Annotated in this window: 25 protein-coding genes; 11 read left to right on the top strand and 14 right to left on the bottom strand. The window is 59.3% G+C overall.

The window, feature by feature from the left end; genetic code table 11:
- Positions 1 to 50: 50 nt before the first annotated feature.
- Complete coding sequence (locus tag ACF8MC_RS04820; protein ID WP_033648183.1) at positions 51 to 1,895, bottom strand: polyurethanase; 1,845 nt, start codon at positions 1,893 to 1,895, stop codon at positions 51 to 53.
- A 240-nt stretch (positions 1,896 to 2,135) separates the two neighbouring features.
- Between ACF8MC_RS04820 and sodC the strand changes: the two genes are divergently transcribed.
- On the top strand, positions 2,136 to 2,657 hold the full coding sequence (gene sodC / locus ACF8MC_RS04815) for a superoxide dismutase family protein (RefSeq protein WP_164105116.1): 522 nt from the start codon (positions 2,136 to 2,138) through the stop codon (positions 2,655 to 2,657).
- Here the strand turns inward: sodC and ACF8MC_RS04810 are convergent, their stop codons facing one another.
- From ACF8MC_RS04810 to ACF8MC_RS04800, 3 genes are read right to left on the bottom strand one after another with little or no spacing between them, the layout of a single operon-like run.
- A complete protein-coding gene (locus tag ACF8MC_RS04810; RefSeq protein WP_033648186.1) occupies positions 2,658 to 4,688 on the bottom strand; it encodes an FUSC family protein in 2,031 nt (676 codons plus the stop codon).
- Between the two features lie 3 nt (positions 4,689 to 4,691).
- A complete protein-coding gene (locus ACF8MC_RS04805) occupies positions 4,692 to 5,555 on the bottom strand; it encodes an HlyD family secretion protein (RefSeq protein WP_033648187.1) in 864 nt (287 codons plus the stop codon).
- A 3-nt stretch (positions 5,556 to 5,558) separates the two neighbouring features.
- A complete protein-coding gene (locus ACF8MC_RS04800) occupies positions 5,559 to 5,795 on the bottom strand; it encodes a DUF1656 domain-containing protein (protein ID WP_049234481.1) in 237 nt (78 codons plus the stop codon).
- A 180-nt stretch (positions 5,796 to 5,975) separates the two neighbouring features.
- Between ACF8MC_RS04800 and slyA the strand changes: the two genes are divergently transcribed.
- Positions 5,976 to 6,407 carry a transcriptional regulator SlyA gene (gene slyA, locus ACF8MC_RS04795; RefSeq protein ID WP_004931301.1) on the top strand — a complete coding sequence of 144 codons (432 nt, stop codon included), beginning with the start codon at positions 5,976 to 5,978 and terminating at the stop codon, positions 6,405 to 6,407.
- 92 nt (positions 6,408 to 6,499) lie between these two features.
- Here the strand turns inward: slyA and ACF8MC_RS04790 are convergent, their stop codons facing one another.
- A complete protein-coding gene (locus tag ACF8MC_RS04790; protein ID WP_033638390.1) occupies positions 6,500 to 6,964 on the bottom strand; it encodes a glycine zipper 2TM domain-containing protein in 465 nt (154 codons plus the stop codon).
- A 359-nt stretch (positions 6,965 to 7,323) separates the two neighbouring features.
- On the opposite strand from ACF8MC_RS04790, the gene anmK reads away from it, so the two are divergent.
- The 4 genes from anmK to tyrS all read left to right on the top strand — a co-directional run bounded on the left by anmK (position 7,324) and on the right by tyrS (position 10,949).
- Entirely contained in the window at positions 7,324 to 8,445 is a 1,122-nt protein-coding gene (anmK, locus tag ACF8MC_RS04785; RefSeq protein ID WP_060426213.1) for an anhydro-N-acetylmuramic acid kinase, read from the top strand.
- A 45-nt stretch (positions 8,446 to 8,490) separates the two neighbouring features.
- Entirely contained in the window at positions 8,491 to 8,793 is a 303-nt protein-coding gene (locus ACF8MC_RS04780) for an MliC family protein (protein WP_004931294.1), read from the top strand.
- Between the two features lie 89 nt (positions 8,794 to 8,882).
- Positions 8,883 to 9,536, top strand: a complete 654-nt coding sequence (gene pdxH / locus ACF8MC_RS04775) for a pyridoxamine 5'-phosphate oxidase (protein WP_033648477.1) — start codon at positions 8,883 to 8,885, stop codon at positions 9,534 to 9,536.
- A 138-nt stretch (positions 9,537 to 9,674) separates the two neighbouring features.
- Positions 9,675 to 10,949: a tyrosine--tRNA ligase gene (tyrS, locus tag ACF8MC_RS04770; protein WP_060426210.1), complete on the top strand. Its 1,275-nt coding sequence runs from the start codon at positions 9,675 to 9,677 to the stop codon at positions 10,947 to 10,949.
- Between the two features lie 76 nt (positions 10,950 to 11,025).
- Here tyrS and ACF8MC_RS04765 read toward each other — a convergent pair whose 3' ends face one another.
- A complete protein-coding gene (locus ACF8MC_RS04765) occupies positions 11,026 to 14,130 on the bottom strand; it encodes a DUF4214 domain-containing protein (RefSeq protein ID WP_164105117.1) in 3,105 nt (1,034 codons plus the stop codon).
- 407 nt (positions 14,131 to 14,537) lie between these two features.
- Here ACF8MC_RS04765 and pdxY point away from each other — a divergent pair, with 407 nt between their 5' ends.
- Entirely contained in the window at positions 14,538 to 15,398 is an 861-nt protein-coding gene (gene pdxY / locus ACF8MC_RS04760; RefSeq protein ID WP_033638395.1) for a pyridoxal kinase PdxY, read from the top strand.
- 39 nt (positions 15,399 to 15,437) lie between these two features.
- Here the strand turns inward: pdxY and gstA are convergent, their stop codons facing one another.
- The 4 genes from gstA to ACF8MC_RS04740 form a co-directional block, all read right to left on the bottom strand.
- Positions 15,438 to 16,043: a glutathione transferase GstA gene (gene gstA / locus ACF8MC_RS04755; RefSeq protein ID WP_033638396.1), complete on the bottom strand. Its 606-nt coding sequence runs from the start codon at positions 16,041 to 16,043 to the stop codon at positions 15,438 to 15,440.
- A 92-nt stretch (positions 16,044 to 16,135) separates the two neighbouring features.
- Entirely contained in the window at positions 16,136 to 17,020 is an 885-nt protein-coding gene (dapA, locus tag ACF8MC_RS04750) for a 4-hydroxy-tetrahydrodipicolinate synthase (protein WP_164105118.1), read from the bottom strand.
- 361 nt (positions 17,021 to 17,381) lie between these two features.
- Entirely contained in the window at positions 17,382 to 17,645 is a 264-nt protein-coding gene (locus ACF8MC_RS04745) for a DUF3811 domain-containing protein (RefSeq protein WP_004938373.1), read from the bottom strand.
- Between the two features lie 94 nt (positions 17,646 to 17,739).
- On the bottom strand, positions 17,740 to 18,435 hold the full coding sequence (locus ACF8MC_RS04740; RefSeq protein ID WP_080431128.1) for an HD domain-containing protein: 696 nt from the start codon (positions 18,433 to 18,435) through the stop codon (positions 17,740 to 17,742).
- A 201-nt stretch (positions 18,436 to 18,636) separates the two neighbouring features.
- On the opposite strand from ACF8MC_RS04740, the gene ACF8MC_RS04735 reads away from it, so the two are divergent.
- Positions 18,637 to 19,029 (top strand): nuclear transport factor 2 family protein, encoded by a 393-nt coding sequence (locus ACF8MC_RS04735; RefSeq protein WP_033638399.1) that lies wholly within the window; start codon positions 18,637 to 18,639, stop codon positions 19,027 to 19,029.
- Here the strand turns inward: ACF8MC_RS04735 and ACF8MC_RS04730 are convergent.
- Positions 19,026 to 19,295, bottom strand: coding sequence for a hypothetical protein (locus tag ACF8MC_RS04730; protein ID WP_004938382.1), 270 nt, complete (start codon positions 19,293 to 19,295; stop codon positions 19,026 to 19,028). The genes ACF8MC_RS04735 and ACF8MC_RS04730 overlap by 4 nt on opposite strands.
- Before the next feature lie 275 nt (positions 19,296 to 19,570).
- Here ACF8MC_RS04730 and ACF8MC_RS04725 point away from each other — a divergent pair, with 275 nt between their 5' ends.
- The gene (locus ACF8MC_RS04725) at positions 19,571 to 19,951 is read left to right on the top strand and encodes a nuclear transport factor 2 family protein (protein ID WP_033638401.1); all 381 of its coding nucleotides are present in this window, start codon (positions 19,571 to 19,573) and stop codon (positions 19,949 to 19,951) included.
- A gap of 7 nt (positions 19,952 to 19,958) precedes the next feature.
- Here the strand turns inward: ACF8MC_RS04725 and ACF8MC_RS04720 are convergent, their stop codons facing one another.
- Positions 19,959 to 20,339 (bottom strand): RidA family protein, encoded by a 381-nt coding sequence (locus ACF8MC_RS04720; RefSeq protein ID WP_041037983.1) that lies wholly within the window; start codon positions 20,337 to 20,339, stop codon positions 19,959 to 19,961.
- 182 nt (positions 20,340 to 20,521) lie between these two features.
- Here ACF8MC_RS04720 and ACF8MC_RS04715 point away from each other — a divergent pair, with 182 nt between their 5' ends.
- Complete coding sequence (locus tag ACF8MC_RS04715) at positions 20,522 to 21,376, top strand: aminoglycoside phosphotransferase family protein (protein ID WP_079656472.1); 855 nt, start codon at positions 20,522 to 20,524, stop codon at positions 21,374 to 21,376.
- Here the strand turns inward: ACF8MC_RS04715 and ACF8MC_RS04710 are convergent.
- On the bottom strand, positions 21,341 to 21,844 hold the full coding sequence (locus tag ACF8MC_RS04710; RefSeq protein ID WP_041034924.1) for a cupin domain-containing protein: 504 nt from the start codon (positions 21,842 to 21,844) through the stop codon (positions 21,341 to 21,343). The genes ACF8MC_RS04715 and ACF8MC_RS04710 overlap by 36 nt on opposite strands.
- A gap of 100 nt (positions 21,845 to 21,944) precedes the next feature.
- Positions 21,945 to 23,132 (bottom strand): benzoate/H(+) symporter BenE family transporter, encoded by a 1,188-nt coding sequence (locus tag ACF8MC_RS04705; protein WP_060438727.1) that lies wholly within the window; start codon positions 23,130 to 23,132, stop codon positions 21,945 to 21,947.
- A 115-nt stretch (positions 23,133 to 23,247) separates the two neighbouring features.
- Here ACF8MC_RS04705 and ACF8MC_RS04700 point away from each other — a divergent pair, with 115 nt between their 5' ends.
- A complete protein-coding gene (locus tag ACF8MC_RS04700; RefSeq protein WP_033648200.1) occupies positions 23,248 to 23,811 on the top strand; it encodes a helix-turn-helix domain-containing protein in 564 nt (187 codons plus the stop codon).
- Positions 23,812 to 24,004: the final 193 nt, after the last annotated feature.

The raw sequence follows: 24,004 nt of genomic DNA, 5'->3' as shown, positions 1-24,004 counted from the left end.
AAAAGAGCAAAGCCGGGCGGCGAAAGCACCCGGCTTTTTTACGTCGATCTTTAGGCCAACACCACCTGATCGGTGTTGAAGTGATCGAGCGAGACGCCGATCAGCGTGACCTGGCTGTGGCCGAAGGCCAGCACCAGATCGTCGTTTTGCTGCGTGGCGTAGTCGCGGATATTCCCGCTGGCGCCTTCGGTGCCGACAAACACCAGCTTATCGGTGGCGTTGAAGCCATACAGCTGATCGCGGCCAAAGTCACCGCTGAACAGGAAGGTATTGCCGCTGCCGACGCCCTTCAGGATGTCATCGCCGCTGCCGCCGACGAAGGTCAGGTTGCCGCCGGCGTGGCCGTTAAGGGTGTCGTTGCCGGCGTTGCCGAACAGCCAGGCGTCGTGGCTGCGAGCCTGCAGGACGTCATCGCCGTCGCCGCCGGCGGTGGCGGCGGCATAGGCTTTGAGGCCAGAGTCCGATTTCAATCCGGCGGCGGTCACCTGATGGTCCACCTGTTTGTTGAAGATAAGCCACGAGGTTTCTTTGCTGCGCAGGGTGCTGATGTCGTCCGCCAGCGTAATGCCGCCTTTGGCGTCGCGCAGGTAAAGCGTGTTGCCGTCGTAGGCGACCTCGGTGTTTTTCAACGCCTGTTGGGTATCGAAGATATTGTGGCCTTTGCCGCCGGCGATCAGGTTATAGCCGCCTGCATCGCGGAAGATATCGTCGCCGTCGCGCCCCTCGAGATAGTCGTTGCCTTTGCCGCCCTTGATCAGATCATTGCCGTCGCTGCCGATGATAAACGTCGGCCCGCTGTGCGTTTCCGCGTTGCGGTTCAGGTCTTCCACCCAGGTATTGCCGCGCGTCACGTTCGACAGGTTGGAGACGATGATGGTCGAGTCTTTGTCGGTCAGCGAATAAAACTCGGAGTTCAGCACCCGCATCAGACCGTCCTGATAGAAGAACGGCAGGTGCGACAGCCAGGTCGGAATGTTGAGAATGGAAAACGGCAGCAGGTTCCAGGCGTCCGACGCGTAGTGGTCGTTGAAGTTGACGATATTGTTGGTGGCGGAGGCATGGGGCGCATCGTGTACGCCTAACGACGCCCCGGTCAGCGTGGTGCCGTCGAGCGCGCGGAACACCGGATCGTTCTCGTAGCCGATGTTGATCACCTTGCCGCCGGCCTCGTACTGGGTCGGCGAGGCGAAGGCGACATAGTTGGACTGCGCGTAAAAGCCGCCCCAGTTGGCGTCGCTCTGCGCCGCCATGCTGTTGACCGCCAGCCCGCCGAGGCTGTGGCCGCTGACCACCACGTCTTCTCCGCTCAGCCCGTGCGCCTGCGCGAACTTCGCCACGTCGCCCAGCAGCTGGCCGAAGGCCTTCAGCGTGTAGCCGTCGGCGTAGCCTTTCGGCCCGAAGCCGGCCAGCAGATCGTTAATCACATCGCCGATGGTATCGCCGATCAACGACTCGCGCGGGCCGCTGGTGCCGCGAAATGAGATGCCAATGGCGGTGAGATTGCCTTCGCTGTCATATTTGCCCAGCACCTCGGCCTGAGCGGTGGTGTAACCGGCGGTCTCGCCGTAGTAGGTGCCGCGTGCATCGGTTTTGCCAGCGTAACCCAGCTGCGCGGCGCTGATCACCGACCAGCCGGCGTTATTCACCGCCTGCTGCGCGGCCTGTTCGGAATCGGGATTCCAGGGAATGCCGGGCAGGCCGCCCTGCGATTGGGTGCTGCCGATGAGCGCAGTGACCAGCGTCAGCGGCAGGCCCAGCCCGAAACCGGTCTGGTGATAGCCTTCATCGAAGCCGTTATCGATATTGTGGTAAGCGTAGGTAGAGATGGCCAAGGCGTCGGAAAATAGCGCTTTCGACGCCTTTTCGTCCAGATCCTTATAGCTAAAGATGCCCATATCAGTTCCTTATGAAGTATGCCGCGGGCCTGTAAGTGAACTCACACGCGTCGGCGGTGGAAACAGGGAAACAACGTTAGCCGAACGACAGCTGGTCAGAGGACCAACATCGGTAGAATTATTATTAGTGTTAAATATTAGGCCCGCGAATCAAATTAGCGAGATTGTGCGTTGGTTAACAGTGCCGGCGCAGGCTCTCCTATACTGATAGCTCGATATAGTCATTAAGGAGACTGATTGATGAAACGTTATTGGTATGCAGCGCTCGGCCTGATGGCGTGTGGTGCGGCTCAGGCGGCGACAACCGACGTCGAGATGCACCTGGTGACCGGGCAGGGGATCGGTCAGGACATCGGCAAGGTGGCCATCAGCGAAACGCCGTATGGCCTGCTTTTCACGCCGAGCCTGAAAGCATTACCGGCCGGGGTACACGGCTTCCACGTGCATGAGAAAGGCAGCTGCGAGCCGGGCATGAAGGACGGCAAAGCGGTGGCGGCGCTGGCGGCCGGCGGACATTTCGACCCGCAAAAGACCGGAAAACACCTCGGGCCGTATGCCGACGGGCACCTGGGTGACCTTCCGGCCATCTATGTGACCGCCGACGGCATGGCGAACTATCCGGTGTTGGCGCCGCGGCTGAAAAAAATCAGCGACATTGAGGGTAAAGCGCTGATGGTGCACGCCGGCGGCGACAACCATTCGGATCATACACAACCGCTCGGCGGCGGCGGAGAACGCTTCGCCTGCGGTGTGATCAAATGATTATCCGCCGCTAACGGCCGGTACGGCGGTGGGCTGGCCCATCGCCTGTTGCAACTGCTGCAGCGAGCAGTAGAGCCGCCAGATCAGGCCGGCCAGATCGCGCGCCGCCTGTTCCGGGTGGTGCGCCAGCGCGTTGCTCATGCGCAGCAACTCCTGCAGCGTGGCGTCCAGCGAACTGTGCTGCACGCCTTTCTCCGTCATGATGCCGCGCAGGCAGTGGATACAGACGTTGCGCACCGCCGAGAGCGGATCGGAACGGGTTTGCCAGTCGCGCAGTTGCCAGACGATATGGCTGCAGTTGAGCAGCACCACGCCCCAGCGCAGCAGCCAGGTGCGAGCGTCCTGATCCTGACTTTGATTGAGCTGGCTGATGCGATGGTAGATCAGCGATTCGAACTGGCTTTCGCTCTGCTGCGGCCGTTTGCTCAACTGATCGATAAAGTCGCGTCGCAGCGCGCGGATAATGCGGCGGCTTTTGCGTTTGTCCGAGCTGGGGCGCAGGATCTGAAACGCCAGCCCGGCCAGGAGCACGCCGACGATTTTAGCGATGTTGTCATTGATAAAGGACTGGTAGTCATAGCTCGGCGGATTGCTGACGGTCAGGAACGAGCCCATAAAGACGATCAACTGCCCCCAGAGCGCGGCATAAGGTGGATTCTGCAGCTTGAGCATCTGCATGGTCACCAGGATCGGGAACAGGAAGGCGCAGAACACCCAGAAGTCGTCAATCTGGATCATCAAACCGAATTTCACCACGAAGCAGGCGACCGAGAGCAGCAGCATCGCCTTGAGCAAGGTGCTGACGCTGTTGATCGGCGAAGGCGTGGACGAGTATAGCACGCAGCTGATGGCGGTGAGCGTCAGCGCCGCGCTGCCGGCGTCCCACTGCGTGTTGATCCAGTAGGCGCAGCCGATCACGATGCACAAAAAGGTGCGCAGGCCGTTGTAGGCGGCTTCGTAGCTGTCGGTATGGCGCGCCAGCGAAGTGACGCGCGGCGGTTGGAGATCGCTGACCGCCGTGGCGCTTTCCAACCGCCGCAGCCAGCGGTTGCAGCGCAGGTAAAGCCAACAGAAATCGCGCAGCCGCAGCCAGAAGGCGCGATGGCGGTAGTCCGTAGCCTCTTGCGGGGCGATCTGCTGAAGCAGGCGCGCCAAACGGTATTTGTCGGTGGCGGGATCGCGCAACTCGTCCAGCAGTTGCGTCAGCACCGGCATCAGATTGGCGGGGCGATCCGGCCAGTTCAGCAGCATGCGGCGCAGGCTGGAGATAACGCTGGTCATGCGCAGCTGTTGGTGCAGCAGATAGTTGAGCAGGTTATTTTGCCGCCGCAGCCGGTAGTGGCTCCAGAATGCCTGAATGCGCAGCAGGTTCATGGTCAGGATCTGGCCGATGACCCCTTCGTGCGAGGTGCGCATCTGCGCGGTGATCTCCGGCTGCCACAGCATGGCGGCATGCTCCAGCAGGCGCAGCTGCATGCGCCTCAGCGAGGTCAGCAGGGCTTCGCCGTCCGAGGTGCTGGGCAGGATCATCATCATCAACCCGCCGCATAGAATGCCGGTGATCACTTCGCAAACCCGCGCCTGTGCGATATCGAAGATTTGCTGGGTATCGGTGACGTTGACCGTGCCGAAGGCGATGATGGCGGCGGTATAGCCCGCCAGCGCGAAGGCGTAAGAGACGTTGTTTTGGTAATGGTTGGAGACGTAGGTGCACAGCCCGATCCAGGCGGCGATGAACAGCGTAAACAGCCAGGGATCGTTCAGGCAGTGGCCGGCGATCGCCACCGACGCGGCGGCGCCTACCAGGCTGCCGAAGATGCGGCCGATGCTTTTGCTGATCACGCCGCCGATGGTGGGGAAGCTCACCACCGCGGCGGAGGTAAGCGCCCAATAGGGTTCGTCGAGTTCGAGCACGAAGGCTACCCATAGCGCCAGACACATCGCCAGTGAGTTGCGCAGCGCATAGCGCCATTGGCCGCCGGTCGCCTTACCCCAGGGGGTGCGGCTCCACTCCAAAAAAGGCAGGTTCACACTTTAGTTCCGCTGATGAATCGAAATGGTGCAGGTGGTGCCGGCGACCAGCGTCAAATCGGCGGGCACGTTGAGCAATTTTATCCGTACCGGCACGCGCTGAGCCAAACGCACCCAAGGAACATTAGGCTTAACGTCCATTAATAGATCGTTGCTGCTGTCAACGCTCTGATCGTAAATGGCGCGGCCGATGCTCTCTACTTCCCCCTGTAGCGGCGTGTTGCCGTTATATAAAACGATGTCCGCTTTATTGCCTTCTTTTATATGCTTCAGCTTGGTTTCTTCGAAATAACCGAGCACATAAAACGAATGCACATCCACCAACGCCACCAGCGGCGTACCGGCGTTGGCGTAGTTCCCGACCCGCGCCTGCAGGTTGGTGATATAACCGTCGGTTGGTGCGTAAATTTTGGTTTTGCTCAAATTCCATTTGGCCTGTTCCAGATTGGCCAGGGCGGCTTTATAGGCGGCCTTCATTGCCTGCGCGGCTAAATTTGACTCGTCCAAATCTTCAGCGGAAATAACGTTACGCGCTAAACCGCGGCGGCGGGCAGCCTCGTGGTCCGCTTTGGCCAGATCGGATTGCGCTTTTGCCACCGCGGCCTCGGCATTGTCCAGCGCAATCTGGTAGGGCACCGGGTCGAGGGTAAAAATCAGACTTCCCGCAGGTACGAACTGATTGTCATTCGCGCTTATTTTCTCTAATCTTCCAGAGACTTCAGGGGTGATATTGACGAGTTCGGCGCGCACTTTTCCATCACGGGTCCATGGGGATTGCATATAATAATTCCAGAGCCACCAACCGGCGCAGACGGCAATGGCGCAGACGATCACCGTAGAGAAGTATTTTAATGTTTTATGCTGCATGGGTTACCAACTCGCTAAAATCCATAAGGAACCGCTGACGGTCAGAACGAAAATGGACAGGTCCATCAACATGGGATGCCAGATTTCACCGGAATACATCCAGTCTCTCAGCAGCTGATGAATCAGCAGCCATAAGAGCAGTCCTAGTAAAAAAGCTTTAAATATAGGTGGAAAATAAAGCGATGCTCCCAGGACCAAATCGGGCAAGGGAGATGAGGTGTGTAACCATGATGTATTCACATTAACAATCCCTAAGGGTGAATATGTTGAATATTTGCATAACGATTAAACAATAGCGGCTAAAAATAGTGGCTATTTCCACAATATACATTATATACATTTGTGTTTTTAATGTGAGTTACCCAAAATAGTCTAAGCTCTGGGAGGTAATGTTAGCATGCTAATTATAAGGAGGGGGAAGTGGAGTCAACATTAGGTTCAGATTTAGCACGATTAGTTCGTGTGTGGCGCGCGCTCATCGATCATCGGCTCAAGCCGTTGGAGCTGACCCAAACGCATTGGGTCACGTTGCACAATATCAATCGCTTGCCGCCGGAGCAGTCGCAAATCCAGCTGGCCAAGGCGATCGGTATCGAGCAACCGTCACTGGTCCGTACGCTGGACCAACTGGAGGAGAAAGGGCTGATCACGCGTCACACCTGTGCCAACGATCGCCGCGCGAAGCGCATCAAGCTGACCGAAGCGGCCGATCCGATCATCAGGGAAGTGGACAGTGTGATCACGTCTACGCGCAGTGAGATTTTAAGCGGCATTACCGCCGACGAAGTGCATCTGTTGGTAGGGCTGATTGGCAAGTTAGAACAAAATATCACCGAACTGCAGAACAAATAATAATATTCTTATTTTCTACGATTACAGTTTCACAGCATCAGAAATAAAACCGGAGGCGATTGCCTCCGGTTTGCCGCTTGTCGCCGGCTGGCTTACAGCGGGGAAACGGTGATGGTGTCGCCCATGCGCGCCATGCGCACGCGCTGGCCAGGGCTGAACTTGGTGTCGCCCGCTTTCTGCACCACCACGATGTTTTCTTTCTGGTCGGTTTTGATCTCCAGCTCGTAGCCGGAGGTGCGGCCGGCCACTTCACCGATGCTGTTACCTGCCGCGCCGCCGGCGATAGCGCCCGCCGCGGTAGCCAGCGTACGACCGGTGCCGCCGCCAACGGTGTTGCCCAACAGCCCGCCAATCACCGCGCCGCCGATCATCCCCATGGCGTTGGAGCCTTCGCCGCCCTGAATTTTAACCGGACGCACGGAAACCAGCGTCCCGTAGGTGACGTTCTGCACCTGCTTGGCCTGCGAGGACGAGTAGACATCACCGGACATGGATTCATTGGCACAGCCGGCCAGCGTAACGGCGGCGACGGCAACGACGAGAAGACGCTTGATCATACAAAACTCCTGATGGTAGTAGTCCATAACCTGGTAATGCTCCCCAGGCAAGATTCAGTGAAAACGATAGACAAAGTATGGCTGAAAGTTGACACACCGCCATGCTTCATCGCTGCATGCAGCTTAACTTTTCTCTGTTCAACCAATAATAAACCGCGGTTTACCTTTATGACAGCCTTGGCGACATTCCGTCGCCTGTTATGGCACGGTTTAACACATAACCCGTGCCACAGCGGCGTCGGGGGGCATCTGGCTCACGAACCGTAAAAAAAGCATCATAATTCATGGCGTTAATCCGGCAATTCTGGTTTATTTGTCAGGATGAATTTTGCTTACCGCGCGGGTTAGAGGATGTTGCTATGAAGTCAGGCCGCTATATAGGCGTCATGTCCGGCACCAGTCTGGACGGAATCGATGTGGTATTGGCCGCGATCGACGATCGCATGGTGGCGCAGCAGGCCAGCTATAGCCATCCGATGCCGATGGCGTTGAAAAAAGAGATCCTGGGCATGTGCCAAGGGCAGCAAACCACGCTGGCCGCCGTCGGCCGCCTGGACGCGCAACTGGGCACGTTGTTCGGCGAGGCGGTGCTCGGCCTGCTGAAGCAAACCGGCATCGGCGCTGAGCAGATCACCGCCATCGGGTGCCACGGCCAGACGGTGTGGCACGAACCGGAGGGTGACGCGCGTTTCTCGATGCAGCTCGGTGATAACAACCGCATCGCCGCGCTGACCGATATCACCACCGTCGGCGATTTCCGCCGGCGCGACATGGCCTACGGCGGGCAGGGCGCGCCGCTGGTGCCGGCGTTTCATCAGGCGCTGCTGGGGCATCCCGTCGAGCGGCGCATGGTGCTGAACGTCGGCGGCATCGCCAACCTTTCTCTGCTGTTGCCCGGTACGCCGGTGCGCGGTTTCGATACCGGGCCGGGCAACATGCTGATGGACGCCTGGGTATGGCGCCACCGCGCGCAGCCTTACGATCAGGACGGCGGCTGGGCGATGCAGGGGCGAGTCTGCTTGCCGCTGTTGCAGCAGATGCTGGCGGATCCGTACTTCGCGCTGCCGGCGCCGAAAAGCACCGGCCGCGAGTATTTCAATATCGCCTGGCTGGAGCGGCAGCTGGCCGGATTGCCGGCGATTGCGCCGGTCGACGTGCAGGCCACGCTCACGGAGCTGACCGCGGTCAGCATCAGCGAGCAGGTATTGCTGGCCGGCGGGTGCGAGCGCCTGTTGGTCTGCGGCGGCGGGGCGCGCAACATGCTGCTGATGGCGCGCCTGTCGGCGCTGCTGCCGGGCACGGAGGTCGGGCTGACCGACGATTTTGGCGTCAGCGGCGACGACATGGAGGCGCTGGCCTTTGCCTGGCTGGCCTTCCGCACGCTGTCCGGCCAGGCCGGCAATCTGCCTTCGGTGACCGGCGCCAGCCGTGAAACGGTGTTGGGTGGGATTTATCCGGTTTTGCCATTGGGGGCCCGTTAGCTCTGTTAGGATAGCCTGTGAAGGATTTTTCTAAGGAGCAACAGCATGAAAAAAGTCATTTTCGTCGCCGGCGCGCTGGCGCTGTCCGGCTGCAGCTACATCCTGCCGCAAAGCAGCCAGACGATGCACTACCAGTGCGGCACCACGCCGCTGACGGTGGCGCTTGACGGCAAGGCGAGCGAAGTCAGCCTGCTGATGGACGGCGAACAGCTGCATCTCAAGCAGGTGCTGGCGTTGACCGGCGCCAAATACAGCGACGGCAAATACACTTTTTGGTCGAAAGACCGTAACGCCTATCTTGAGCGCAACGGCAAGGTAGTCATGAGCGACTGCGTGTTGACGGAGTGAAGGTCGACGGCGGCGTCGGAGCGATTGAGTTCCTGACGCCGCAGGCGCAGAATGTAACGACGGATTTTTTCAGTTGGTCGATAACCCAGATGATTGAAAAGAGTGAGTTTGATGTTGCGGACCTGCGCCGTGAATACACCCGAGGCGGCCTGCGCCGCAACGATCTGACCGCCAACCCGCTCGAACTGTTCGAGCGTTGGTTGAAACAGGCCTGCGACGCGCGCCTGGCCGATCCCACCGCCATGTGCGTCGCGACCGTCGACGAACACGGCCAGCCTTATCAACGCATCGTGCTGCTGAAGCATTTCGATGAGCAGGGGCTGGTGTTCTACACCAACCTCGGCAGCCGCAAGGCGCAGCAGCTGGCGCACAACCCGCATATCAGCCTGCTGTTCCCCTGGCACATGCTCGATCGCCAGGTGATTTTCCTCGGCCAGGCGGAGCGCCTGTCGACCCTCGAAGTGCTGAAGTATTTCAACAGCCGGCCGAAAGACAGCCAGATCGGCGCCTGGGTGTCGCAGCAGTCGTCGCGCATTTCCGCGCGCGGCGTGCTGGAAAGCAAATTCCTTGAGCTGAAGCAGAAGTTCCAGCAGGGCGAGGTGCCGTTGCCGAGTTTCTGGGGCGGATTCCGCGTGAAATTTGACTCCGTCGAGTTCTGGCAGGGCGGCGCCCATCGCCTGCATGACCGTTTCCTGTATCAGCGGGACGGGAATGACTGGAAAATTGACCGACTGGCACCCTGAAGACGGAAAATCCCCTCTAAGCGCTGGTGCTGACGCCGCCGGCGCTTTATTCTATGCGCTACCCTGAATTTTTATTTCGCCACTGGGCGAAAGGCCGTGTACCGGCAAAGGTGCATTCGTTTATACATGGAGTCATTGATGGCAAGCAGCAACTTGATTAAACAACTGCAAGAGCGGGGCCTCGTTGCCCAGGTTACGGATGAGGAAGCGTTAGCGGAGCGACTGGCGCAAGGGCCAATTGCACTGTATTGCGGTTTCGATCCGACCGCTGACAGCTTGCATTTGGGCCATCTGGTTCCTCTGTTGTGCCTGAAGCGCTTCCAGCTGGCCGGCCACAAGCCGGTAGCACTGGTGGGCGGCGCCACTGGCCTCATCGGCGATCCGAGCTTCAAAGCGGCGGAACGCAAGCTGAACACCACCGATACGGTGAACGAGTGGGTCGAGAAGATCCGCAAGCAGGTTTCCCCGTTCCTCGATTTCGACTGCGGCAGCAACAGCGCTATCGCGGCCAACAACTACGACTGGTTCGGCGGCATGAACGTGCTGACCTTCCTGCGTGACATCGGCAAGCACTTCTCCGTCAACCAGATGATCAACAAGGAAGCGGTCAAGCAGCGCCTGAATCGCGACGACTCCGGCATCTCCTTCACCGAGTTCTCTTATAACCTGCTGCAGGGCTACGATTTCTCCGAGCTGTATAACCGCCACCAGGTGGAGCTGCAGATCGGCGGTTCCGATCAGTGGGGCAACATCACCTCAGGCATCGATCTGACGCGTCGTCAGCACCAGAAGCAGGTGTTCGGCCTGACCGTACCGTTGATCACCAAAGCAGACGGCACCAAGTTCGGTAAAACCGAAGGCGGCGCGGTCTGGCTGGCGCCGGAAAAAACCAGCCCGTACAAGTTCTACCAGTTCTGGATCAACACCGCCGACGCCGACGTTTACCGTTTCCTGAAGTTCTTCACCTTCATGAGCCTGGAAGACATCAACGCGCTGGAGGAAGAAGACGAGAACAGCGGCAAGGCGCCGCGCGCCCAGTACGTGCTGGCGGAAGAAGTGACCGGCATGGTGCACGGTGCGGAAGGCCTGGCGGCCGCCAAGCGCATCACTCAGAGCCTGTTCTCCGGCGCGCTGCACGACATGACCGAAGCGGACTTCGCCCAGCTGGCGCAGGACGGCATGCCGACCATTAAACTGGAGCGCGACGCCGATCTGCAGCAGGCGCTGGTGAATGCCGAACTGGTGCCGTCACGCGGCCAGGCGCGCACCATGATCGGCTCCAACGCGGTGACCATCAACGGCGAGAAACAATCGGATGCCGAATACCGCTTCAGCGATGCGGACCGTCTGTTCGGCCGCTACACGCTGCTGCGCCGCGGCAAGAAACACTACTGCCTGGTGGATTGGCAGTAAGCGTCAGGCAGCCTATATGACGTGAAAAGCCCGGGGAGATCCCCGGGCTTTTTTTATCACATGGCGCGGATGAAGATTAGGCAAACGCCTCCGGCAGCGAGTTTTCGGCCGCAACACCGTTCACGGTAATGGCTGGCGAGTGGTAGTGCAGAGAGACGGCAGCCAGATAGGGATCCTGATTGCCGATCGAGAACACCACATCATCGGCGTCAAACGTTTGGTTATGATTGTTATCCACGATGACATAGAGCGATTTGTCCAACTTTAGCAATCCGACTTCCGCCAGGTTGTTGGCGCTGGCGCCGTTGGTCATCTTCGCCAGAACCTGCGAGAACAGCGCTTGGGCATTGTCCGTCGCATTCAGGCCACTGAACGCATTTTGTAACTCAGCTTGGGTAGTGGCGCTGCCGTACAAGGTTGCGGTCTTGTCTCCTGTCTTGGAGAAAACCCATGGGTTATCGGTTTCTCCCACGGAGATGACGCTGTTGGCATAGCCGGTATTGAGCGTGACCATATTGTCTATTTTGCTATCGGTAAAATGTAACGCACCGGCGCTATCCAGCGTTGTGTTGCCCTTAACGTCGGCTTTATAGACGGTCAATCCGGTGCGGTCGATCGTTAACTGGTCGCCGGCAAGTTCGGCAATGACATGGGCGAAATCGTCTTTATTGGCCAGCGTATTTAGCGTGTGGTAGAAAGCGCCGCCGCCGGTGCCGCCTTTTTCTGCGACGAGGTACAGCTTCATGTCGGAGTAATAACGGCGTTCATCGGTAAATTCGCTGCCGATGATGGTCTTCAGGTTATCGCTAAAATCTGCGGCGACGGTCAGATTAAGCACCAGCGGCTTATCGCCTGTGTACATATAGCCGCTCAGCATCAACGTGCTAATCGAGTTGTCCCCGCCGCTCAGGGTCAACGTGCGATTTTGCACAATGTCGAGATTGCTGCCCATACGGATTTCGAGCGTTTCTTTATGGTTCGATGTAAAGCTGAAAGTACCCATATTGAGGTTGGTTACCGTATGGCTAGCCGCATCGGTAAAGAACAATTTAAAGCTGTCGTCGCTTTGCGCCGTATCGCTGATATGGATACGGCTTTTCGCGGTCAAGTCGCCGCCGAGGGTAAATTGCCCGCTGCTGACGTTGAGCAGCGTTAAATCTCCGGAGTAGGCCGTAATTACCCCCCCAGCCGATCCCGTAGCGTTTTGCGAAGCATTGGGCTGCGCCATTTCGCCTTGTTTTAGCGAGTTGATGTTGCCGTAAATCGGATGGGAGACGGTGGCTTCTTGCGTGAACAACCCAAAGTCAAAGACCTTGTTGCCTTCGGTGGCGACCCGCTGCCCGTTAAGATAAATCTCTCCGGTACCGCGATAATGGGTCAAATCTACATAGTTGAAGTACAGGAACTGGTTAACGTTATTTGTGATTTCAGCATCATAGCCACCGCCGGCGCTGGCCGTCAGGTGGACGACCTTGGTGAAAAAATTGGCTGAGACACTGTAGTAAGATGTCTCGGGATCGCTATTAAGTGCCGTCGCTTTGAAGTCACTGCTGACCCTATTGCCGCTGTCGGCGGTGGCATTGCCTTGCCAGACAAGCTGATGTTTCCCGGCGGCCAGATTGATTTGCGTGGCCGCCGTCGTCATATCGAGCCGGTCGGCGACGACGGTGCTGTTCTTAACGTTGGTAAAGTTAATCCCTTCGGGGGCGTTCAGCAGATTGCCCTCGCTAAGAATGAGAGTGATATTCAGGTTTCTCAGCGACTGTAGCATTGCGTCATTGGTGGCAAAATCGCCCTGCAGCGTGACTTTTTGCAACGATTTGGCAAAGCTGAGATCGACCGCGGAGCCGACCTCCGCGTTAAGAGTGATCTCGCGCAGTTGGCTGATTTCCGCATGACTTAACGTATGTTGCTTACCGGTATTCAGGCTGCCGTTGAGGGCGCCGTCGGCATTCGACATCGTGACGTTGCCACGGATCTGATACCCCAGCTCGCTGCCAATTTTGTATTCGAGATTGACGAGTTGCTCGTGACTGGGGCTGACTCCTCCCTCCAGCGGCGCTTCCCCGTTGCGGAACGCATGCAAAATATTCAGCGTCGCCTGCAGCGGATTATTGCCGGCTTTGAGCAAAATTGCCTGTTTTTGCAGTTCGCTCAGCGCCGGGCCGTAATACAGTTCGTGATAAACCCTGGCGAAGTCTGCGGCATCTTTGAAGGGGGAGGATTTAGCCAGAATGGTCAGCAGATCAAGCTCGGAATTTCCCGCGGCGAGGAATTTGCTGTAACTGTCCAACCCGGTTGATTCCAGCGTGGCCTTTTTTCCCAGTTGCAGAAAGAGCAGCGCTACGCTTTCCTGATAGTGGGTCGCAGCCATCTCACCCGCAGCGTAGACATGGGTAGCATTAAGAAAAGCCTGTTTGGCTGCGCCATGGGCAGTGTCGTTACGAATATCGGCGATCAGACGCATGATGACGTCGCCGCGCGTTTCGGTATGATTATTCAACCCGGTGACGTAATTGGCGAGCTCGCTTGCGCCTGCATCAACGCCGAACGTATTTTTATAGACGGTTTTGACGAAGTCTTCATTACTTAACGTGGTCAACGCGCTGCGCGTCTCGACGAAACGGCCGGCGATATAGCTGGCGTCGGCTTTTCCCGTCGCCAGAACCTGGCTCCAGTAATTGACGCCTTCCGCCACCGCAAGGCTGCCTACGATGTAAAACAGAGCTTGAATATCGGCTGCCGCTTCGGCGTTGGCGGGATAGGGGGACAAAGCGGGGTGTAAGGTTGTATCAATAATATCAAACAGATGCTGTTGCTGTGCGACCGGTGCCGTAGCATCACCCATATAGCTTTTCACGCCGGCGATGAGATCCTTGGTAATCAGCCCCAGCGTTTTTCCTGCATTGGCTTGCGCGACCAGCGTGGCCAGCACTGCGGGCGCTGGATCCGCGCCTGTCGTATTTTTATAGATGTATTGAATTTTTTGCGATGTTGTCAGGCCATCGTAGCGATGATGTCCATCCTGAGACTGGATGAATTTTTCTGCCAGTTGATCTCTGCTGTACTGCCCCGATTCCAGCTGGCGGGCAAAGAAGTTCAAGGCGGCGCTATCGGCTTTTTTACCGAGCGTGGCGTAAAAAAGGATGGCCACATCCTGTTGTGACGACAATAAACTCATGTTAACCCCTGTGTTGACATAGAAATAAGCATCAACAAGTACAGTTCAAAACCGGGTTATTGCAATGCGGCGAAATATGAGGAAATTCTGTTTCTGCCGAAAATGCGGTTGTCCTCTGTGTAAAAGCACTGCGGCGAAAGGCTCGATACTGGGGCAACCCTATAGTGGCAGTCCACTATCGTAAATATCTTGGCGTGGATCGGGTTTTTCTCTCTGTCGAAGCCATGGCTGCAGGCTCGCGGCTTTTTTTGGATCGGACTTTTCGCTACAATATGCCGCCGTCGAAAGCATAAAAATCCCTCTCATTTCTTGTTTTTAACAGCGCCGGCATGACGTTTTAGCGTCGTGCACCCATTATCATTTCGCCGCGGGCTGATGCACACGGCATGGCGAGGTCAGTTGTTCCGATGAAAAACATTCTTTCTATCCAGTCGCACGTGGTGTTTGGTCACGCCGGCAACAGTGCGGCTGAATTCCCGATGCGCCGCATGGGCGTCAATGTCTGGCCGCTGAACACGGTGCAGTTCTCCAACCATACGCAATACGGCCAGTGGACCGGCTGCGTCATGCCTGCCAGCCACCTGACCGAGATCGCGCAGGGTATTGCCAATATCGAGCAGCTGCAACGCTGTGATGCGGTGCTGAGCGGTTATATCGGTTCGCCGGAGCAGGGCGACCATATTCTGGAGATTGTGCGTCAGGTTAAGCAGGCGAACCCGAATGCCTGGTATTTCTGCGATCCGGTGATGGGGCATCCTGAAAAGGGCTGCATCGTGGCGCCGGGCGTGGCCGAGTTTCACTGCCGCCAGGCGTTGCCGTGCAGCGACATGATGGCGCCGAACCTGCTGGAGTTGGAGATGCTGAGCCAGATGGCCGTCGCCAACGTGGCTGATGCGGTGCAGGCCGCCCGCGTGCTGATCGCCAAGGGGCCGCGGCTGGTGCTGGTCAAGCACCTGGCCCGCGCCGGCTATCACGCCGACTGCTTCGAAATGCTGCTGGTGACGGCGGACGAGGCCTGGCACATCAGCCGGCCGCTGGTGGACTTCGGCGCGCGTCAACCGGTTGGCGTCGGTGATTTGACCAGCGGTCTGCTGCTGGTGGATCTGCTGAAGGGCGAGGCGCTGGACAAAGCGCTGGAGCACGTGACCGCCGCCGTGTATGAGGTGATGCTGACCACGCAGGAGATGGGCGAATACGAACTGCAGGTGGTGGCGGCGCAGGATCGGATCGTGCAGCCGCTCAGCGAATTCAAAGCGGTAAAGCTGTAAGTGCATCGAGCCCCGGCGACAGCCGCCGGGGCTGAAACTTTACTTCAATCCTTCGGCGTTCAGCGCCGCATCTACCGCCGGGCGCGCCGCAACGCGATCGAACCAGGCCGCCAGATGGGCGTGCTTGCGCACGTCGAACTGCAGGGCGAACGCCCAACGCAACACGGTGAACAGGTAGGCGTCGGCTACGCTGAAACGGCTTCCCAACAGGAAGTGCTGCTTCGCCAGCACCGAATCCAGATAGCTGAACTGCTGCTCCAGCTTGGCGCGCGCGATGGTTTGGTATTCCTCGGGCGTTTTCGGGTTGAACAGCGGGCTGAACCCTTTGTGCAGTTCGGTGGCGATGTAGTTCAGCCATTCGATCGCGTGGTAGCGCGACAGGGTGCCCGCCGCCGGGATCAGGTTGCGATCGGGCACGCGGTCCGCCAGGTATTGCACGATCGCCACGCCTTCGGTCAGCAGGCTGCCGTCATCCAGCAGCAGCGCCGGTACCTGTCCCTTGGGGTTGATGGCGAGGTAATCGGCGCCGCTCTCGGTCTTCTTCTGCGCCAGATCGACCTTCTCCGCCGTAAAATCCAGCCCTGCCTCACGCAGCACGATATGCGGGGACAGCGAACAGGCGCCGGCTTTATAGAACAGTTTCATCGGAAGCTCCTTGTTGATGACGAATGACGGGCATGCTTAACCTCTCATCGTAGTCCCATAGCGCCAAAATTACAGCGGCTTAGCTAACAAATTTAACCGGTGATCGCCTCGGCGGGCTGCAGCTGCGCCAGCGTAGCGGCGATCTGCTGTTGCAACGCCTGCGGCGCTACCTGCATCGGCGAGCGCAGCTCGTTGGCGATCAGCCCCTGCTGAGCCAGCACCGTCTTGACCGGCGCCGGATTCGGGAAGCTGAACATCTGGTGGATCATCGGCAGCAGCTCATAGAAGTTGCTGCGCGCCGCGGCCAAATCGCCGGCGGCGACCTGCTGCACCAGCTGCACGAAACGTTCCGGGTGAACATGCGCGGCGGCGGAGATGGCGCCGGTGCCGCCGAGGCACAGCGTGGTGAGGATCAGATTGTCTTCCCCGGTCATCACATCGATTTCGCCGTCGGCGATCAGCGCCATGGTGGCGTCAGGATTGCCGCCGCAGTCCTTGATGGCGGTGATGCGCGGATGGCGCGCGAGCCGGCGCAATGTGGCCAGCTCCATGGCGATGCCGGTGCGCTGCGGAATGTTGTACAGGATCACCGGCACGCTGGAGGCGTCGGCCAACTGGGTGAAATAATCGATCAGGCCGCATTGCGAAGGGCGGATGTAGTAAGGCGCCGGGATCAGCACGCCGGCGATGTCGCGCAGCTGAATGGCCTGCTGCATCTGCAGCGTGGCGGCCATGTTATTGCCGGAAAGGCCCATCACCACCTGGTGTGCGGGCGCCACTTCCAGCACGGCGTCGAGCACCGCCAGCTGTTCTTCTTTGCTCAGCGCGGCGGCTTCACCGGTGGAGCCGCAGACCACCAGGCCATCGATGCCGGCGTCGAGCAGGTGCCGCGCCAGGCGTTTCACCGCCGGCAAATCGACGGCATCGTGATTGAAAGGGGTAACCATCGCCACCCAAATACCCGAAAATGAGGCCATAAAATATTCCTTCTGTGTGACCGACAGAGAAGCCAGATGAGAAAATTGAAGGCGGGGCGTTGCGCGCCATCCAGTCAGCTCATCTGACGGGACAGCTCGCCCCGGTCAAATGAGCGTCTGTTTCTTCGATTTAACCGCCGCCAAATCGCCAACGGGCAACGCAGGTGTTATCAGAAAGTCGGCGTTGCGTGGGTAGGCCATGGCGGTCTCGTGAAAAGGGGAAGTGGGGTGATAATGAATATTCTTCATCAGGCTGTCAATTTACAACAGATTGATAACATTGTTATTCATGATTCGGTAGCGAGGATGAGTTTGGCTAATAAATAAAAATCCCCGCAGCGGCGGGGAGAGTTTGGCTGGTTCAGCGCGGCGGGCGGGAGCCGATGGTGGCGGACCAACTGAAGGTGTCGCCGCTCGGCCGATAGCGGTTGGCCTTGCGTTCTGCACGCTCCGCCTTGGCGAGCTTCGCTCTGGCGGCCATGATGCGCGCCACCACTTCATCCTTGACCTTGTGCTGTTCGGCGTTGGTCAGCGGCCTGCCGTGGCTCTTGCGCGCCTTGTCCAGTTCGGTTTTCACTTCCCGCTGTTCGCTTTCCGTCATCTCTTTCAACGTCAACTTTTTCATCTGTGCCGCCCGTTCGGTGAAGTTGACCTACAGTTTAGCGGCGTTATGTGACCGAAAATGTTATGGGCATAACGAAATGCGTGGTAAGCCGGCATTACACCTCTTCCAGCAGATCGTCGACAAAGCGCCGCATGCGTTCGGTGCGCTGCTCGGCCATGTGCCGCCCGGCGGCGGTTTGGAAGCAGTCTTGCAGTTTGAACAGCTTGGTTTCGAAGTGATCCAGGCTGAAACGCTTGTCGTCGTATTGACGATGTTCGGCCCGCGGGTCGGCGGCGTCGTACAGCGCGCTGCGCATGCGGCCGCCGATATAGAAGCAGCGCGCCACGCCGATCAGGCCGATGGCGTCGAGGCGATCGGCATCCTGCAGGATCTTCGCCTCCAGCGTTTGCGGGGGGATGCCGGCGGAAAAACTGTGCGCTTCGATGGCGTGAGCCACCGCCGCGATATCCGCCGGCGCCCATTCCAGCCGGGTCAGCGTCAGCGTGGCTTGCTCCGCCGCCATGCGTGAGGCCAGATGGCGCTGCGGCGAATTCTTTTCCACCGCGACGGCGTCGTGCAGCAGCACCGCCGCACAGAGAATGCGCCGGTCGCCGCCTTCCAGCTTGCTGATCCGGCGGCAGTTCTTCCAGACCCGGTGCAGATGCGCCACGTCATGCGAACCGTCGTCCGACTCGAGGGTGAGCGGCAGCAGCGTTTGCGCCAGCGCCTGGTAGGGGGAAAAAGGTTGTAACAGCTCTTGCGTCAGCGAGGGTAAAGACACGTTCAGCTCCTGTTGGGGGAAATCGGTCAATCAGCATAGCCGCGCCGGATGCCGGGAGAATGACAGAAAAACGGCTATTGTTTACTAAAGTGCAACCCACTATTGTCATAACTGCGGTTTTTGCAGCGAAACAAGCAACCTAGAATAGCCGCATTCCGCCGTCTCCGCTTGGTGAGAGCCTGTGTCCGCGGAGATGGCCGGAATATCCTCATCAGCCATGGGAGAAGAGATATGCCAACCCCTCTTGAAATAGTGCGCGCAACCTATGAAGGCAGCTCCGAAGAAAACGGCCGTAATCTGTTGGCGGCGCTGGCCCCCGATGCCGAGTGGACCGAAGCCGCCGGTTTCCCCTACGCCGGTACCTATATCGGCCCGGAAAATATCATCAAGAACGTGCATCAGCGCCTGGGCAGCGAATGGCAAGGTTACCGCGCCGACGTCGACCACTTTTACGACGCCGGCGACAACGTGATCGCGCAAGGTTTTTATCACGGTACCTACCGGGCCACCGGCAAATCTTTCAGCGCCTCCTTTGCGCATATTTATACGCTGCGCGGCGGCAAAATCGTGAAGTTCGTGCAGATCGTCGACAGCGCCAAAGTGCTGGAAGCGATGCAGCCTTAATCGCCGCTGCGCTTGCCGAATTTGCGGTCGAACTCGCGCCGGTAACCCCGGGCCTTGTTGCGATCGCGGATCCACAGATAGCCGCACACCAGCGCAACCGCTCCCGAGAAGGTGACGTTGCGCATATCCCGGTCATACCAAAACACCAGCAGCGCATCCAGCGCCGCAATCAGCGCGATCCATTTATACATATGGGATTGACGCCGCGTGGCGGCGTTGAGTCGCTTTAACTGTCTGGCTTCGTCCAACACCGGTTTTTGCTGCATAGCGTTTCGTTATCATCAGGCTGTTCACGCTAAATTAGCAGAATTTCCCTAACCGCCGCAAAGATTAACGCGCGGTGCCATGCGGTTTTCCCCGCCGCTGGCGCGGGGCAGAAAATTTATGCCGGACGCTTGAATTGTCCATCGAGCGTGGTAGGTTATTTATTCGCTATTTTTGGGTTTTTATTCAACATTCGCCGTGTCATCAAGCTGCAGCACCGGGCGGTTAACGTGATGGGTTCGATACATGCGGCGGTTAACTTCGGCAGGAGGATGTGATGAACGATAAAACGGCACGCCCGCAGGATGTGGTTCAGCAACAGCTTGACGCCTATAACGCCCGCGACATCGACGCCTTCATGGCCTGCTGGGCGGACGACGCGCAGTATTACGAGCATCCCGACACGCTGCTGGCCAGCGGCAAGGCGGCGATCCGCGAACGCCATCTGGTGCGTTTCCAGGAGCCGAGTCTGTACGGTGAACGGATAAAACGCATGGCGGTGGGGAACATGGTGGTCGATCAGGAAGTGGTGACGCGCAACTTCCCGCAGGGGCGCGGCAAAATGGATGTCATCGCCATTTACGAAGTGGAACAGGGGCGGATCGCCAAAGCCTGGTTCAAGATCGGCCCCTGCGTGCCGGATGAGGGCGCGCTCTAGCCGCGCATTATTGCAACGCCATCACCGCTTCTATCTCTACGCACACCTGCGGTGAAAACAACGCGCTGACTGCCATCAGTGAACAGGCCGGCAGCGCGCCATCGAAATAGTCAAACAGCACCGGGCGCACGCCCGCCAGATCGGCGATGTCGGTCAGGAACACGCTGATTTTAATCAACGCTTTAAGATTAACGCCTTCGCTGGCGGCGATAGTGGCTAACTGCTCGAGGATCTCCTGCGTTTGCTCCGGCGCGCTCAAGCCTTGCGCGTCGGTGGCGAAGGCCGTCAATCCCGACACGTACAGGCGATCGCCGTGGCGCACCGCATGCACATAGGGGCCGCCCGGCGTAGGCAACTGCGGATAATTCGTGCGTTTTAATGATGTCATGATCAAACCCCGCGCAAGACCGGTTAATAAAATCGACAAACTTGGTTAGGATACTGAGGAAACGGCGGCCAGACGCCGCGCACCGATGATATTTGAGAGTATCATCCCTCTTTATTTTATACGTCGTCTTTCACCTGAATGTGACAGTGCGGCGCAGATCGGCCACAAGGACGCATGAGACGATGAACCCGCTTTTTACTCCCTACCTGCAACGCTGGCAACTGGAACAGGACGGCAAAGCCTTCGAAACCCACAGCAGTCTGCTGATGCCGGTGCGTTACCGGGGCGAGGCGGCGATGCTGAAGATCGCCCGCGAGCAGGAGGAGCGCTTCGGTGGCCAGCTGATGTGCTGGTGGCGTGGGAAAGGCGCCGCGCAGGTGCTGGCGTGGCATGACGACGGCATTCTGCTGGAGCGCGCGCAGGGTGAAGGCTCGTTGGCGCAGCTGGTGCGTGACGGCGACGATGAGCAGGCCACGCAAATCCTGTGCCGGGCGATCGCCGCCTTGCATGCGCCGCGAGCGGAACCGTTGCCCGAGCTGATCCCGCTGCAGGAGTGGTTCAGCTCACTGTGGCCGGCGGCGCAGGCGCACGGCGGCATGCTGCGTCTCTGTGCCACGGCGGCGGCGGAATTGCTGAACAGCCCGCGAGAAGAGAGCGTGCTGCACGGCGATATTCACCATGACAACGTGCTGGACTTCGGCGAACGCGGCTGGCTGGCGATCGATCCCAAGCGTTTGTATGGCGAACGGGGCTTCGACTACGCCAATATCTTCTGCAATCCCAACTATGGCATCGCCACCGATCCGGCCATTTTCCAGCGCCGCGTGGAACAGGTCTGTCGCTTGGCCGGGCTGGATCGCCGGCGCTTGCTGCAATGGATCCTGGCCTGGTCGGGGCTCTCCGCCGCCTGGTTCATGGAAGACGGGCAGGCGGCGGACATTGACTTTCGCGTCGCCGAGCTGGCGGCGCGTGCGCTGGATCTCCCGCTGCCGGGCGGCGACTCAGGGTTCATCCTGCCAGTAATCGAGCGAGGTTGAAGGGCGCTGCAGGTAGCGCACCTGCTGGCCGTCTGCGCCGCGCGCCATCGCCTGGTATTTGCCGGAATCCGGGTACATCACCAGCTCCGGCTGCTCGCGCGTGCTGACGGACAGGTACTTCAGCGGCGCATCGGAGGTGTTGATGATCTGGTGCGGGTATTCCGGGCCCGGCGGAATGAAGATGATATCCCCGCTGACGATCGGCAGCATTTCTCCGGCCACCCGCAGCGTACCGCTGCCTTCCAGAATGATGAACATTTCCTCCTGAGCGTAGTGAAAATGGTAGGGGCAGGAGCGCATACCCGGCGCGACACAATCGAAAGAGGCGCCCAGCTTGTCGGCGGCGGTGCCGGTGCCGAGGCGAGCGCCGACGCTGTCATACAGCGGCGGCCGCCGATCGTGCCGCTTATCTACTCGTTCGACATTGCGTATCAGGCGCTGAGCTAACAGCGCAGCTTTCTCAGTCATAGGCTTCCTTGGTGACGGCGTCACTTATTTTGTGAATTGATCTCAAGACGACAGAGAAAGTGAAGGCGCCATGGCGGCACTTGTCAATGTAGACCGCCCGTTATGCTTGGCTTGTTCGCTGCGGCAGCGACAGCAGCAGATGGGCGATCGCGCCGCCGACGATGCCCCAGAAGGCCGAACCGATGCCCAGTAACGTGACGCCGGAGGCGGTGATGAGGAAGGCGATCAGCGCCGCGTCGCGCTGTTTCTCATCATGCAGCGCGCGCTGCAGGCTGCCGCCGATGGTGCCGAGCAGCGCCAGCCCGGCGATGGTGTGGATCAGGGCGAGGGGCAGCGCGCTGAACAGCAGGCCGATGGCGCCGCCGAACAGCCCGGCCAACAGGTAGAAGCCGCCGGCGGCCACCGCGCCCATATAGCGGCGCTGCGGATCGGGATGCACGTCCGGGCCCATGCAGATGGCGGCGGTGATCGCGGCGATGCACACCGAGAATCCGCCGAACGGCGCCAGCAGCAGCGCGGTGAGCGCCGTCCAGGCGATCAGCGGTGACGTAGGCACGCGGTAGCCCGCCGCCTGCAGCGTGGCGATGCCGGGCGCATTCTGCGAAGCCATGGTCACCACGAAGAACGGCACGCCGATGCCCAGCAGCGTCGGCCAACTGAAGTGCGGCGCGATAAATTCCGGCATGGCAAACGCCGGCGCGTGTTGCGCCGGCTGGATATCGCCCTGTAGCGCGGCGATCGCCAGCCCGGCCGCCAGCGTCAGCACGATGGCGTAGCGCGGCAGATAACGGCGGCTGAGCAGATAGGCCAGCCCCATGCCGGCGCTCAGAGGGAAATTGAGCTGCAGCGAAGCGAAGGCGTCCAGGCCGAAACGCAGCAGGATCCCCGCCAGCATCGCGGCGGAAATCGCCTGCGGAATGTAGTCCATCAGGCGGGCGAACAGCCCGGTGACGCCGCACAGCAGGATCAGGCCGGAAGCGAAGATAAACACCCCGATCGCCTCGTTGATCGGCGTGCCGGGCAGGCTGGTGACCAGCAGCGCCGCGCCGGGCGTCGACCAGGCGGTGAGGATCGGGGTACGGTAGTAAAGCGAGAGTCCCAGCGAGGTGACGCCCATCGCGATCCCCAGCGCGCTCAGCCAGCCGCCGATCTGCGCCGGCGTGGCGCCTGCAGCGGCGGCGGCCTGGAAAATGATCGCGGCAGAGCTGGTGTAACCCACTAGAACGGCGACAAAGCCGGCCATGACGGCGGGCAGGGTCAGGTGGCGCAGGGAGAGGGCTGGGCGCATGAGTGGCTCCAATCGGTGATTGTGCGTTATAACGCACGATGAGAAATCAGCATAGCACCGTGCGCTATAGCGCACAAGCGGGTATAATCGGGCTCGACACGCAGAGGAGAACTGGATGCAGGAACTTGCCGGCCATTTGGCACACACCCTTCGCACGCTGCGCGCACAGCGCGGTTGGAGCCTGACGCAGGCGGCGGAATACACCGGCGTCAGCAAGGCGATGCTCGGGCAGATCGAACGCGGCGAGTCCAGCCCGACGGTGGCGACGCTGTGGAAGATCGCCACCGGTTTCAACGTGGCGTTCTCCGCCTTTCTCGAGGCTTCTCCCGCGCAGCAGCAGGCGACGCTGCACCGCTACGGCGATCTGCCGGTCTACGATCAGGACAACGCCGACATGCGCGTAGTGCCGCTGTTTCCCTACGATCGCCAGCTGGGTTTCGATATGTTCGTCATCGATCTTGCGCCGGGCGCGCTCAGCGAATCGTCGCCCCATGAGCCGGGCGTGATCGAGCATGTGATCGTGATCAGTGGCCGGTTGGAGTTGGCGATAGAGGGCGAATGGCACAGCCTGGCCGCCGGCGAGGCGATGCGCTTTCAGGCCGATCGGCCGCACGCTTACCGCAACGCCAGTTCACAAACGGTGCGCATCCACGATCTGATCCACTATCCTCAATCCTGACTCAACGCAGCGGCCGTGGGCTTTGACTCCGCGCCGCCAAACGCCTACCTTGTTGAAAATGACTCTTATTTCACAGGCTGTCGCCCATGACGGGGCGGCGTTGCAGCCGACTCAAAAGGAGCTTGATTTTGCCGGTCACCAATCGACGTCAGTTTATTAAACTCAGTGCGCAAACCGCAGGAGCCGTATTCGC

The organism is Serratia sp. LACPHL-BACT-2024-00286 (assembly GCF_043109535.1).
Taxonomy (GTDB): Bacteria; Pseudomonadota; Gammaproteobacteria; order Enterobacterales; family Enterobacteriaceae; genus Serratia; species Serratia sarumanii.
Note: the sequence above shows the minus strand (reverse complement) of the source record. Positions and strands in the feature narration are given on the sequence as shown.

Bases quoted from the DNA above. Each gene is read 5' to 3' on its own strand.
- ACF8MC_RS04820 (WP_033648183.1), bottom strand. From the start codon at position 1,895: ATGGGCATCTTTAGCTATAAGGATCTGGACGAAAAGGCGTCGAAAGCG.
- sodC (WP_164105116.1), top strand. From the start codon at position 2,136: ATGAAACGTTATTGGTATGCAGCGCTCGGCCTGATGGCGTGTGGTGCG.
- ACF8MC_RS04805 (WP_033648187.1), bottom strand. From the start codon at position 5,555: ATGCAGCATAAAACATTAAAATACTTCTCTACGGTGATCGTCTGCGCC.
- ACF8MC_RS04790 (WP_033638390.1), bottom strand. From the start codon at position 6,964: ATGATCAAGCGTCTTCTCGTCGTTGCCGTCGCCGCCGTTACGCTGGCC.
- anmK (WP_060426213.1), top strand. From the start codon at position 7,324: ATGAAGTCAGGCCGCTATATAGGCGTCATGTCCGGCACCAGTCTGGAC.
- ACF8MC_RS04780 (WP_004931294.1), top strand. From the start codon at position 8,491: ATGAAAAAAGTCATTTTCGTCGCCGGCGCGCTGGCGCTGTCCGGCTGC.
- pdxH (WP_033648477.1), top strand. From the start codon at position 8,883: ATGATTGAAAAGAGTGAGTTTGATGTTGCGGACCTGCGCCGTGAATAC.
- tyrS (WP_060426210.1), top strand. From the start codon at position 9,675: ATGGCAAGCAGCAACTTGATTAAACAACTGCAAGAGCGGGGCCTCGTT.
- ACF8MC_RS04765 (WP_164105117.1), bottom strand. From the start codon at position 14,130: ATGAGTTTATTGTCGTCACAACAGGATGTGGCCATCCTTTTTTACGCC.
- pdxY (WP_033638395.1), top strand. From the start codon at position 14,538: ATGAAAAACATTCTTTCTATCCAGTCGCACGTGGTGTTTGGTCACGCC.
- gstA (WP_033638396.1), bottom strand. From the start codon at position 16,043: ATGAAACTGTTCTATAAAGCCGGCGCCTGTTCGCTGTCCCCGCATATC.
- dapA (WP_164105118.1), bottom strand. From the start codon at position 17,020: ATGGCCTCATTTTCGGGTATTTGGGTGGCGATGGTTACCCCTTTCAAT.
- ACF8MC_RS04745 (WP_004938373.1), bottom strand. From the start codon at position 17,645: ATGAAAAAGTTGACGTTGAAAGAGATGACGGAAAGCGAACAGCGGGAA.
- ACF8MC_RS04735 (WP_033638399.1), top strand. From the start codon at position 18,637: ATGCCAACCCCTCTTGAAATAGTGCGCGCAACCTATGAAGGCAGCTCC.
- ACF8MC_RS04730 (WP_004938382.1), bottom strand. From the start codon at position 19,295: ATGCAGCAAAAACCGGTGTTGGACGAAGCCAGACAGTTAAAGCGACTC.
- ACF8MC_RS04725 (WP_033638401.1), top strand. From the start codon at position 19,571: ATGAACGATAAAACGGCACGCCCGCAGGATGTGGTTCAGCAACAGCTT.
- ACF8MC_RS04720 (WP_041037983.1), bottom strand. From the start codon at position 20,339: ATGACATCATTAAAACGCACGAATTATCCGCAGTTGCCTACGCCGGGC.
- ACF8MC_RS04715 (WP_079656472.1), top strand. From the start codon at position 20,522: ATGAACCCGCTTTTTACTCCCTACCTGCAACGCTGGCAACTGGAACAG.
- ACF8MC_RS04710 (WP_041034924.1), bottom strand. From the start codon at position 21,844: ATGACTGAGAAAGCTGCGCTGTTAGCTCAGCGCCTGATACGCAATGTC.
- ACF8MC_RS04705 (WP_060438727.1), bottom strand. From the start codon at position 23,132: ATGCGCCCAGCCCTCTCCCTGCGCCACCTGACCCTGCCCGCCGTCATG.
- ACF8MC_RS04700 (WP_033648200.1), top strand. From the start codon at position 23,248: ATGCAGGAACTTGCCGGCCATTTGGCACACACCCTTCGCACGCTGCGC.